Genomic DNA, 11,871 nt, shown 5'->3' with positions numbered 1-11,871 from the left:
GAATCTGCGGAGAAAGGCGCGATAACATCTCGAGAATAAGGGGGATGCGCGCCGTGCTGTCTGCGCCGATTGGCCCGGGGCAGAGGTTTTGAGATGAGGATTCGCACCCCTGCGGCGGATAGCAAGATTGAGTGCCGTGTGCGCCGTCGTACCAGCAATAGGTGCAAGCCTCGCGGCGACACGCTTTCCATCTCTCCACCCGCTCTCGGGTGAAGAGCGTGCCTTTGCATTCCTCCACGTCGCGATGCGGAGGGTCCGGCCTGCTTGGTGCTCATGCTCTCGCGAGAAGGCGGGGCTCACGGTCGAGCCGTTCGCAGAGGACGGAGCGCAGTGGAGAGCTTCACCGCACAGTAAGAAGGGGCGGCACCGCTGCCGCCCCATAGCTCCGCACTCGGGAGCTCCGCCGCGCCTACTTCGCCGGACCGATCCTGAAGATCTTGCCTCCGCAGTCGGGGCACGTGCCCTTCACGGCAGGCTTCCCGTTCTTGAGCGTGGTTTTGATGGGGTCCTTGATCTCCTTCTGGGCCTTACACTTGAGGCAGTAACCTTGCGCCATCGCCGACGCCTCCTGACCTAGGTAGAGGGTAGAGACCCGACACGCCGCTGGGGCCGGGGGTTCTGGGGCAACGGACCTCTTCCCGGAGTACATCCGCCGCGCCGGTCGGCCGCTACACTCGTTTCAAGCCAGCTTCGCCAGAGTGCCTAGGATTCCTGCGGGGGTGCACCGATTTCGATGTACATTCCGTCATAGCCGGCTTCTATTCCGCTCGGCTCCAGGCGCGCTACCAACTGCTCGTACGTAAGGCCGCCTCGATGGCAGTGATGGGTGGAGACCACGCGAGAGGACTCAGTAACCGCCCCGCTCTTCGCCAGGCGGTCGCGCATCCGCAGCACCAGATCGACCCCCATGTGGCCGTTGTACTCGATGGTCCGGTCGCCATGGGCACAATCCACGACCAAGAGGTCGAGCGGCTTCGGGAGGCTCTCCACGGCTTGCCAAGTCCGCTCCCCCCACCACCCTGTGTCCGTAGCGTACAGCAGCAGCGAGGAGCCGTCGTCGATTAGCAAGTTCAGCGATTCCTCGTCACCGTTCTGGTGCGTAGCGAGCAGGCCGGTCAACCGGTATGGGCCGATATCAGTCGATTCGAACGGCCGTAGGACGCGAGCGGGCAGCGACTCCGCCTCTGGCGCAAGGCATTGGATCTTCTGGACGATCCTGGCATTCGCCAGGATTTCGAGGTTGGGCGTGGTCTCGGTCGCGAAGGGCGGGAAGAGGTACTGCAGTTCGCGAGGGGCGAAGTGGTCGTCATGCGAGTGCGTGTACGCAACCCATCTCCACTCGGCAGGGTTCAGCCGGTGCGCATGCACGTGCGACAACGTGTCTGGCCCCAGGTCTATCTTCAGGCGCCCGTCAACGAGCGCGGCACTGCGAGAACGTATCTCTCGCCCGCCGTGCTGCCTCGCGAACCGGCACACCGCGCAATCGCAGAAAAGCGCAGGAATGCCGTCCGCGGCGCCGGTGCCAAGGAGGAGGACTTTCATAGCGGAGCCCCGGCAAGTTCTTCCACCCACGGCCACAGCAGAGAGCCGACAGGCGGGCGGAAGTCATGCGTGCCTGATCTGATCCAAACGGGGATGCCGCGCCTCCCCTCGGCACTGCCCTGGAAGATCAGGTCGAGTGCCCCGACGATCTCGCTGCCGGCCATATCGCTAGCGGCCATCTCCACCATCACTTTTTGAAGGCCGAGCACCGAGCAGAGCGATCCTAGCGGAGTGTCGTAGAGGGGTCGGACCTCCAAATCCGGCAGGTTCGCCGCCGTGAGGACTGGCATCTCGACCACGGCGCCGAGGGCTTCGAGGCGTGCCTTTGCCTCCCGAACCTCAGTGGGTCTGGGAGTCGCGAGCGGTAGCTCCGGCGGGGGCACCAGCCCGGCAACGGCTACGATCTGGTCGTTCCGTCGCCACGCGAACAGCGTTGGTTCTGAGCCAGCCTCGAACACGCCTGCTCGCCTCCATGCGGCCAGGAGCGCGGCAGCTCGCATGTGGGAGACGAAGCGACTGCGGTCCGTGTCACGGCGATCCATTTCCGTCAGCCGCTGCGCGGACGGCGCCTCGGGATCGGAGGGCTCGTCGAACAGGAAGTCGGCAGCGGAGTGTCCCCCGTGGGATGCGGGCCAAAGCGCACGGAAAGCATGAAGGGTAGCCACTATCTATTGCGCCGCCTTGTAGGGCGCTTGTCAGGCGGGCCGAGCAGCCCCTCGTGAACCTCGTCGTCCAGCATGTGCTGGATGAGGGGCTCCCGGAAGTCGTTGAACACGCACAGTGCACGGAGGCCAAGCAACTGCACCACTTCCACCGCGTTTTCTTTGGTGTGCGGGTTCAGCTTGCCGGACCGGCATTCGTCGTGCTCGGGCTCGTACAACGAGCAATCTCGGCAATCCATCGGCTATCTGGTTCGACAGGGAATGCGTGGTCCCAACCTGGCCCGCCTGAAAAGGTGTGGGACACTAAGGATTATCCCCCGGGAGTGAACAACTGCCCACTTCGCGGCGGCAAAGCAGGGCCAACGGCCCCGATCAACGTGCGGTCAGCGCCTCGGAACGGAGGATGCCGATGTACGGCAGGTTGCGGTACTGCTGTCGCCAGTCCAACCCGTATCCCACGACGAAAAGGTCGGGGATGTCGAAGCCCTTGTATCCGATGGGTACGTCGGCGATGCGCCGCTTGGGTCGGTCTAGCAACACCGCAACTTTGAGGGACAGAGGCCCGCGTCTTTCGAGGTTGCGGCACAGGTAGGCCAGGGTCAGTCCGGTGTCTACGATGTCCTCGACGATCACCACGTGTCTGCCCTGGATGCTCTCGTCCAGGTCCTTGGTGATCCGAACTTCGCCGCTCTCGACGTGCCTTCCGTAGCTGCTGACGGCCATGAAGTCCATCGAGTTCGGGATCGTGAGGTTGCGCGCGAGGTCGGTTAGGAAGAAGACGCCTCCCTTCAGCACCGTGACGAGATGCACGCCCTCCTCGCCATAGTCGGCGCTGATCTGAGCAGCTATGGCGCGGACCCGGCTCCGCAGGCGCCGTGCGGAGATGAGCACCTGGTCGGCGTCCGGATGGAGCAGCATGGGGAGCAGATTCCGGGTTGGCGGGCTGATTCCTTCCTATCTTTTCCACTGTAACAAGTACTGACCGCTTGAACCTATTGACACTCTGGGAATCCAGGGGCTACACTAGCGCCAACATATTCCGTCCGCTTGACAGTTCTATGAATTCCATGGAAGAAGGTGGAGGGGAGCTTGGTCACCCCCGGTTTTCACCGCTCGAATGGTTTGTGTTTTCACCGCATGCAGGACGAGGACGTCGTTAGGATTGCCCGGCGCGGCGACTACAGAGCCACTGAGTACCTGATTACGCGATACCGCACGCTGGTCGAGAGCAAGGCGAGAGCGTACTTCCTAATCGGCGCTGACCGAGAGGACGTGGTCCAGGAAGGAATGATCGGCCTCTGTAAGGCCATTCGCGACTTCCGTAGCGATCGGCTCTCCAAGTTTCGACCCTTTGCCGAGTTGTGCGTCACCCGTCAGATCATCACCGCCGTGAAGACGGCCACCCGCCAGAAGCACGGCCCCCTGAACGCGTACGTGTCCCTCAATCGCCCTGTTTCGGGCGAGGACACGGACGGCTCGCTGATGGATGTGATCCCGGACCGCACGAGCGCCGACCCCGAGGCGCTGCTGATGGTTCGGAGGCTACCCCCGAACTTGCACGAGGCCGTTCGACCGGTCTTGAGCGATCTCGAGGGACGGGTCCTTCGGTGCTATCTGGACGGCAAATCGTATCGCGAGATGTCCGTGGAGCTGAAATGCCACACCAAGTCCATAGACAACGCGCTCCAGCGGGTGAAACGCAAGATTAGCGTCATGTTCAAGGACTGAGCAGGGCCGAACCTCCTGCCGAAATCTAGAGTGTGGGTGCAGCATTGCCCGGGCGCCCACACGTTCGGCGTATTCGGGAGGTCTGCCTATGTCCATTCGGTCAAAGCTCCCCGCTTCAGCGGGCGGGCGTTTCGCTGTCCTGGCGGCCGTGTTGGCCGCGTTCGGCCTTGCCGGCTGTGGGGGGAACGACAGCGATCCCATCACCTCCTTCTCCGGTCAGGTTTTCAGCAACGGAGCTTCACGTGGTCGCGCAGCCGAGCCGCTCGCAGGGGCTAGCGTCACCGTGACCCACTTCACCACGGGAGAGGTGCTGGCGAGCGCAACGTCCGACCCGACAGGAAAGTTCACCGCATCCGTCCGGACGCTACCGCCGGGGACGCTCCTTCGCATTACCGCGACGGCGAATGCGGGTGGTTCGCTCTCCATCCACGCGTTGGTCCCCATGCCGCGAAAGGGCGGCGTGGTACGGGCCGATCCCGAGACCACCATCGCCTACCTCGGCATCGCCCGTCTGGTGGCGGCCGGGACTCCCAAAGCATTGATAGACAGCGAGGTGTTCGACCAGGCGTTGAATGCAGTGCGCTCTGCAGCGACAGGCGGGCTGATTGACCTCGACGCGGTGGACTTCCGCGATTCGGAAGACGTGGACGCAGCGCTCGATGCCGCGATGGGGCCGACGGTCCTCGTGACGAGCAACGCCCGGGCGAAGGTGTTCGTGGACGACGTGGATACAGGGCGCTACGTGCCGTATCTGGCGACACGACTGACGCCCGGGGGCCATCTGTTCCGAGTGGAGACCAGTACGCGGGCATCGGAGACCTCGGCGAGTGTCGAGACGGGCGCGGCGGCTTGGGTGGACATCACGGTCATCAGCGGTGGCGGAGCCGTACCCACGACAGCCAACTACGGTGGCAGCATGGTGTTCACGCTAAACGACGAAATCATCCAGAGCCCGGCGTCCGGTGTCAGCGTTCGCGAAGTGCCTGGATTCCCAGACAAGCGCTTCGTCACGATCAGCCTCTCGGGCGTGAACGAGTTCCCCTTGAACAGAGCCGTTCTGCTGAACGTGACGGCCGATGTGACCGGGCCCGATACGCTGGCTGGCACGGCAGGAACCGAGAGCGGGTCCTTCCTTCGCGCCGACTTCGTGGCTAGCGCGGGCACCATTACCCAGTTCTCCGAGGAAGTGCAGGCCGGAGTGGCAAGTCTCACCTTCAACTCGGATGGTACGGTCAGCTTCTCGGTTAACGCCAACGGGACGCTGCTCACGGGTACCGCGTCTGGCACGCTGCCCAGATTCGGGCCATAGGAAACGGACACACCGACTAGCAGAGCGCCGGGGCGTCTGCCCCGGCGCTCGAAGTCTGCCGGCCAACGCGAGCCGTATAATCGAGTGCGATGAGCTTTCGCGCCCCCTTTGACAGCACGGTGCTTGCTGCCGTGGTCGCCGAGTGCCGCAAGTTGGTCGGCGGCCGCCTGCAGCGCATTTCGCAACCCGACGAACACACGCTGTGCCTGCAGGTGTATTGCGGAGGCCCGCTGCTCGTGCTCCTGCTCTGCTGTGACGCGCAGTTTGCTCGCGCACACCTCACCGCCGTTCGCCCTGCCAACCCCCAGCCGACGCCGGCTTTCTGCTCGATGGCGCGTAAGTGGACAGAGAACGGACGGATCACGGATGTACGGATGCGCGGGATGGATCGCGTGCTCGAAGTCGAGGTGATTGGTGAAGGGGGACGCACCTTCACCTACATTGGCGAGTTCATGGGCAAGCACTCCAACGTGATGCTCCTCGACGACACGGGGCTCGTGCTGGGAGCGCTGAAGACCGTGGGAGCGAAGCAATCGCGGCGACAGGTACGAGCCGGACTGCGTTACCAGCCGCCCCCTCCCATCGGCGGCCTCGACCCCCGTATCCTCACGCCCGACGAGTTCGAGGCGCTGGCCAGAGACGCCGAGGAGATTGGGCCGGACTGGCTACGGCAGACCGTGCAGGGCGTCAGCCCATTCCTCGCTGAACGCCTATGGGAACTCGGTGGGGCACGCCGAGAGGGGCTGCGGGAGGCGTATGCCACGTGGCGAGAGGTGCTTCTTGCGAACGACTGGCGACCCGTTGCCTACCGGGCCAAGGGCGGGGCAAGCCTCGGAGCCTATCCGATCGCATTCCCACCGCCGCCAGGTGTGACGGTGGCGGAGCGGCGCTCCCTCTGCGAGGCATTGGATGCACACTACCTGTCGCTGGTGGCTGCCGGGAAGATGGATCAGGAGCGCGCCCACCTGCGCACTGCCCTATCTCGCGCGCTGTCAGCCACGGAGCGCGCGCTGGACGACGTGCAGGCAAGGCTGAGCGATGCCGACCTGGCAAGGCGGTGGCAGGTGTTCGCCGAGCTGATCCTCGCATACGCACACACACTGGAGCCGGGTGCTACTACGTTGCTCGCACCGGACTACACGGATCCCACGGGAGCCGAGGTAGAGATCGCACTGGATGGGAACCTCACGCCAGCAGAGAATGCGGAGCTTTATTTCCGGAAGGCGCGCTCCGCAAGGCAAGCAGAACCCGCACTGCGAGAGCGCCTCGTGCTGCTAAGCCGAGCCCGGGACGACCTACTGGCACTGCTGGCCCGGCTGGACGATATGAGGGCACAGGAATTGGCGGAGGCACGGAACGAAGCGACGCTCCGTGGCTGGCTGCGGACCCAAGAGTCACAGCGAGGCGAGAAGGAAGAGCGCCCCTTCGATGGACATCGCATTCGCAGAGTGCACACCGCCGAGGGGCTCGATATTCTGTACGGAGAGAGTGCAACAGCGAACGACTACCTGACGCAGAGGGTAGCCAAACCGAACGACTGGTGGCTTCACGTGCGGGGTGGGGTCAGTGCGCATGCAATCGTACCGACAGGCAATCGCCCCGCCGACGTCCCCCGGAGCGTGTTGGAACGTGCCGCGCAATTGGTGGCTCGTAATAGCCCGGCGAAGCATTCGTCACTAGTCGCGGTGGACTACACGCTGCGTAAGTTCGTGCGCAAGCCACGAGGAGCTGCGCCCGGGCTGGTCACTTATTCGCATGAGAAGACGCTACACGTCACGCCGTTGAAGGATGGATGAGGACAGGACTTCGCAGTGGGCAGACCCCGGTGCTGCTATGAATTGGGTGTGTCCAGACCTTCTCCGAACACTCTGGCATGGGTGCCTGGCTCTCTGTTCGTTGTGAAGGCTGACCATATCTCCATCACGCTCTGCCCAGGATGGCGCCGAGACCGCCGCTTTGCGTTCATCGCGGTGTTCTCTGCGCACTCCGCGTGAAATCTCAGCCGGGAGCCTCGCCGTAGCATGGGCGCCCGAATGCTGCAGTAGCTAAGGCCGGGATTGTCGCGCAAAGTTCGCAGAGGGTTGCCAAGATCACGGATGCCTGCCTAAGGTGCTCGCGGTGCCTCGGGCCCACGCATTCCCGAGCCCATGGACGGCTGGGGCACACCCGGCTTCAGCCCCCTTAGGTCCGGAGGCGAGCGCAACCCAGCGACTGGTCGGACGGTACACTCTCAATGTGCCGAAACCCCTTCCGAAAGGCTCCGTGACGCTGCTGATGACGGACATCGAAGCGAGCACGGAGAAGTGGGAGCGATACCCCGGTGCCATGCGCGATGCCGTGGCGCTGCACGACCGCATGTTGCGCAAGGAGATAACCGCTCACCAGGGCCAGATCGTAAAGGCGCTAGGTGACAGCTTTCTCGCCGTGTTCGAGAGCGCAGGGCAAGCCGCTCTAGCAGCCATCGGGATCCAGCGCGCGCTCAAGACGCTGGAGTGGCCCATCCCGGAGCCGCTCCGAGTTCGTATCGGGCTGAACAGCGGCGACCTGGCTCCCGAGGGTAACGATTACTTCGGCCCACCGGTGAATCGTCTCGCGCGGATCGTTGCTGCCGGCCATGGGGGACAGATACTAGCCTCGGACACCACTGCCAAGCTGTTACCTAACGACAACGGTTGGGAGATCCGAGACCTCGGCATGCACCGGCTAACCGGCGTGCCGGAGGCCCAGCGAATCTATCAGCTCGTGTCCGGCGACGGGCCGGAGGAATTCGCATCCCTGCGCACGCCCGAGATCCAGCCGAACAACCTTCCCCTCGAGATCACGGAGTTCTTCGGGAGGCAATCCGAGATCGAGATGCTGGGCAAGCTGCTGCGCCGTCCGGAGACCGCGCTGGTAACACTGACAGGTCCAGGAGGGGTCGGCAAGAGCCGGCTGGCTGCGCGCGTGGCGGAGGATCTGATGCCGCACTACGAGCACGGTGTGTGGTGGGTACCGCTTTCCGCACTGCCGCCGAACGTGGGATCGGACGAGCTCGCGACACGGGCGATGCGGGCGATGCGCATGGCCTACGACGAGGGTAATCCGGTAGAGCAGCTGCTGGACCGACTCGCTGCACGACACTCGCTAGTGCTGTGGGATGGTTTCGAGCGCCAGCTCGAGTCTGCGGACCTCGTTTCGGCCATCATGCATAGCTGCCCTCGGGTTACGCAACTCGTCACTAGCCGAGAGATTCTTAGGCTGGGCGGGGAGTATGAGTGGGTAGTAGGCACGCTGCCCCTAGGTGATGCGCTACGGCTATTCGAGGCGACCGTGCAACGCACGAGGCCGTCGTTCGTCATCGGTCATGACAACCGCGAGCTGATCGAGGAGATCTGCCGAAGATTAGACCACCTACCACTTGCCATCGAGCTTGCCGCCGCACAGTGCCGCATCTTCACTCCAAGGCAGATACTGGAGCGGCTGGGAGACCGGTTCGGACTTCTGGCAACGGTTCGCAGGGACGTGGAGGAGCGGCAAAGGTCGCTCGCGGCTGCGATCGCATGGAGTTATGACAGCCTGACAGAGTCGGAGCAAAAGACTTTCCGCAACCTGTGTGTTTTCCAGGGTCCTTTCACGCTAGCGGCGGCGCAGGCGGTGTGTGGAGGGTCGGACGTTCTATCGGATATTGCGGGATTGCGCGAGAAGTCACTGTTGAGAACCGAGGAGGACGGAGGCGAGATGAGGTTCGTGCTGCTGCAGAGCCTAAGGGAGTACGGACTAGCCAAGGTAGCGCAGCATGGCGACATCATGGACCTCAAGCGGCGTCACGCTTCCTTCTACGCCGATATGTTGTCGGAACTGACGCACAGTGAGTGGCAATGGTTTCCGTTCGCGTACGTCAAGCGTTTGGTGCAGGCGCGGGATCAGTTGCGCGCGGCGGCCCACTACACCCAGGAGCTTGCAGACGGCCCCCTGACGGCGCGGCTGGTGTCGGCCGTGGTGCGCCTCCCGCAGCTACTGATGCCTTTCTCGCGCGGCGAGATTGTCAGTTGGATCGAATCATCCTTGCCGGCGATGGAATCCTTCGCCCCTGCCGAGGCGCGTGCCAGAGCACTGTATCTCCTCGGTGCGCACAGGATTCGCTTGATGCCGGGCTCGGACGAAGGGATTCGAATGGTGAACCAGGCGTTGCAGGTTGCACGAGAAGCGAACATGCCCTATGACCTGTGCATGTTCCTCGCAAGCTCGTCGGTGATGCTGCCTGAGCGCAGGGAGGAGTTCCTTGCCGAGTTGGAAGCACTCGCATCTACCGGGAACCCCTATGCCATCCTGTTCTGGCACGTGTTCTCCGGGCGTGCGCTCGCATCCGAGCGACGCATAGATGAGGCGTTCGCGCGCACGCAGGCTGCTACGATCCCACTGCAGCGCTCGGGCAGCACCGAGCTGTTAGTGGCGTTGCAGGTGATGCTGGCCGACTTGGCACTGGTGCTGCACGGCGCCGAGAGGGCGAAGCGCCTCCTGGACGAGATCAAGTACGACAATCTGGAAGAGCTGGACTATGAGCTAGGCGCTTCGATGATGCGGTTGTACGTGCGGGTGGAAGCACTGTTAGGCAATCTGGACAAGGCGGAGGAGTGGGCCGAGCGAGCGACCTGGTGGCACGAAGTCGCAGAGGACGTCGCGCTCGCCTCGGCCGCACACGCCACCCAGGCCGGGCTGGCGCTCATACGTGGCAACCTAGATGCCGCCGAGGATCATGTGCGCAGGGCACGGAGTTGGCTCGCGAACGTCGAGGTGCCGCACCTGCGCATTCACTATCTGTTTGCCGCCGCCGAATTGGCACTTGCCAAAGGAAAACCCGATGAAGCGCTGGGCCACTTGTGCGAGATCGACACACACACCAGTTGGGTGATCTTGGAACCATGGCGAGAGCGCAAGATTGCACTAACTGCGTGTGCAGAGTGGCTGCGCGGCAACGAGCGGTCGGCAGCACGTCTGTTCGCCTTCGCAATGGCAAAGGGAAGTCCCTTGATGGAAGACGGTGTCGCGCTATCACGGTTCCGCTCGGTGTGGCAGGACTTTCAGGATCGGTGTGATCGCTCCGTTATCGAAGCGGGGGAAAGCGACGCAGTACACTGGTCGGTAGAACAGGCCCTCGCCGCCGCGCAGGAGATCTGCGATCAGGCGCGAGGATACTAACAGACGCCTGACTCGAAGTAAAAGTCTGAATGGTCAGAATGCTCCCGGTATCCTTTGCTCCGCCGTAGGGCGCAGGTTCGGCAACGACTTGCCCCACACTCGTTTGGCTTCCGTGATGTAGAACAGGTAGTTCTCGAGCGGCACGTCCGGAGGCACGCGGTGGTCCGGAGTAGGGATGTACCCTCCTTCTTCCACGAGCGGCGACAGCCGCTCGACTTCCCGTCGGATGGCATCTTCATCGCTCGCAAGCACCAATTTGCTCACACCGCCGATTAGCAGCAATTGGCGACCATACTGACGGCGAAGTGCGATGGGATCCAGTCCCCACACACCCACCTCGATCGGGAACATCGTGTTGACACCGGCCTTCAGCCAGAGTGGGACGAGGAGCGAGATATCGCCGTCGCAGTCGAGAACTATCACATCCACGCCGTAGCGCTTCAGGAGCGAGGTGATGCGCTCATACTGCGGCACTAACACCTCCTCGAACACCTTAGGTGATAGCAGCGGTCCCGACCGATAGCACATATCCTCCCACATGGAGGCGTACTCGAACTGCACGCCGGCCTCCAACGCCGGTGTGATGGCATCCATGATGCACTGTGCCACCGTTGCCACCATCTCCTCGAAAAGCTCGCGGTCCTCGTGCACGAGGTAGGAGATTGCCTCCACACCCATCCAATCACGCAGCCACCCATAAAGCGAACCCGCCGGTATTCCTATTGGGTAATCGCGGTCGGGGTCGAGCGCGCGGCGTAGAAACTCCGGCCACTCCGAGGTGTAGCGCGTAGGGTCTTGTCCGTTGAGGCGCCATCGGAACTCCCGGTCCCAGCTATCGCGGTCCTTAAGCGTGTGATTCAGGTACCTCGGGATAGACAGGTTTCGCTTGTCCTCGAGCTTCGTCACACCATCGCAATCGCGCACGACTCGCGTCTCTCCCATGTCCTCCAGCACCAGCGTGTCGAACACGGGCCACATTCCCACTCGAATCGGCGCCTCGATCCACTGGGGGTCCATGCCGAAGAAGTCGTCGGGGTGTGCGTCCTGGGGCATGCCTTGTCGCCGCCACTCGACGAGCGTTTCGTCCCAGAACCCGAAGTCCATGATGGGGCAGCGGTCGCGTGGTTGGTAGTGCATGGTGGCGTGGAAGCGTTCTCGTGCGTTCATCCCGCCGCAGTTCGACACCGCCTTTCCCGATCCTGTTACCTGTTTGGAGGCCCCGGGGGTTGTGTACTCAGGAGGCTGCCTCGGGCTGCAGCGCGGGTCATCTCCTCCGACACCTCCGCGACAGCCCCACGGCCGCTGCACCGATGCAGATGGCGCCAAGACTTCCCGGCTCCGGGACGAGCTCCGAGTACCACACCTCCCACGGCGCGTAGTAGTCTGGGGTTCGTGCGAGCCAGAGCACGTCGCCACGCGCGTTGGCGGAAACACCCATTCGAGAGACCCAGC

The 11,871-nt window shown here is 63.2% G+C and carries 11 protein-coding genes; 4 read left to right on the top strand and 7 right to left on the bottom strand.

Annotated elements, in window-relative coordinates; genetic code table 11:
* Positions 1-409: 409 nt before the first annotated feature.
* From HRF45_13770 to hpt, 5 genes are all read right to left on the bottom strand, one after another.
* On the bottom strand, positions 410-556 hold the full coding sequence (locus HRF45_13770) for a hypothetical protein (protein ID MEP0767589.1): 147 nt from the start codon (positions 554-556) through the stop codon (positions 410-412).
* A 146-nt stretch (positions 557-702) separates the two neighbouring features.
* Positions 703-1,542, bottom strand: a complete 840-nt coding sequence (locus HRF45_13765; GenBank protein MEP0767588.1) for a hypothetical protein — start codon at positions 1,540-1,542, stop codon at positions 703-705.
* Complete coding sequence (locus HRF45_13760) at positions 1,539-2,207, bottom strand: hypothetical protein (GenBank protein MEP0767587.1); 669 nt, start codon at positions 2,205-2,207, stop codon at positions 1,539-1,541. The genes HRF45_13765 and HRF45_13760 overlap by 4 nt, the downstream gene beginning before the upstream one ends.
* Positions 2,207-2,422 carry a hypothetical protein gene (locus HRF45_13755; GenBank protein MEP0767586.1) on the bottom strand — a complete coding sequence of 72 codons (216 nt, stop codon included), beginning with the start codon at positions 2,420-2,422 and terminating at the stop codon, positions 2,207-2,209. Before HRF45_13755 ends, HRF45_13760 begins: the two co-directional genes overlap by 1 nt.
* Before the next feature lie 154 nt (positions 2,423-2,576).
* Complete coding sequence (gene hpt / locus HRF45_13750) at positions 2,577-3,122, bottom strand: hypoxanthine phosphoribosyltransferase (protein ID MEP0767585.1); 546 nt, start codon at positions 3,120-3,122, stop codon at positions 2,577-2,579.
* 219 nt (positions 3,123-3,341) lie between these two features.
* Here hpt and sigH point away from each other — a divergent pair, with 219 nt between their 5' ends.
* The 4 genes from sigH to HRF45_13730 all read left to right on the top strand — a co-directional run bounded on the left by sigH (position 3,342) and on the right by HRF45_13730 (position 10,419).
* Entirely contained in the window at positions 3,342-3,932 is a 591-nt protein-coding gene (gene sigH / locus HRF45_13745; protein MEP0767584.1) for an RNA polymerase sporulation sigma factor SigH, read from the top strand.
* Between the two features lie 88 nt (positions 3,933-4,020).
* Positions 4,021-5,241, top strand: coding sequence for a carboxypeptidase regulatory-like domain-containing protein (locus HRF45_13740; protein ID MEP0767583.1), 1,221 nt, complete (start codon positions 4,021-4,023; stop codon positions 5,239-5,241).
* A gap of 89 nt (positions 5,242-5,330) precedes the next feature.
* On the top strand, positions 5,331-7,037 hold the full coding sequence (locus tag HRF45_13735) for a fibronectin-binding domain-containing protein (GenBank protein ID MEP0767582.1): 1,707 nt from the start codon (positions 5,331-5,333) through the stop codon (positions 7,035-7,037).
* A gap of 466 nt (positions 7,038-7,503) precedes the next feature.
* Entirely contained in the window at positions 7,504-10,419 is a 2,916-nt protein-coding gene (locus HRF45_13730; GenBank protein MEP0767581.1) for an adenylate/guanylate cyclase domain-containing protein, read from the top strand.
* Between the two features lie 33 nt (positions 10,420-10,452).
* Here the strand turns inward: HRF45_13730 and HRF45_13725 are convergent, their stop codons facing one another.
* Together HRF45_13725 and HRF45_13720 are read right to left on the bottom strand one after the other, a co-directional pair.
* Positions 10,453-11,586 carry a hypothetical protein gene (locus HRF45_13725; protein MEP0767580.1) on the bottom strand — a complete coding sequence of 378 codons (1,134 nt, stop codon included), beginning with the start codon at positions 11,584-11,586 and terminating at the stop codon, positions 10,453-10,455.
* A gap of 97 nt (positions 11,587-11,683) precedes the next feature.
* Positions 11,684-11,857: a PEP-CTERM sorting domain-containing protein gene (locus tag HRF45_13720; GenBank protein MEP0767579.1), complete on the bottom strand. Its 174-nt coding sequence runs from the start codon at positions 11,855-11,857 to the stop codon at positions 11,684-11,686.
* Positions 11,858-11,871 lie beyond the last annotated feature (14 nt).

It is taken from the genome of Fimbriimonadia bacterium, assembly GCA_039961735.1.
Classification (GTDB): Bacteria; Armatimonadota; Fimbriimonadia; order Fimbriimonadales; family JABRVX01; genus JABRVX01.
This window is presented reverse-complemented; position numbering and strand designations above follow the sequence as displayed.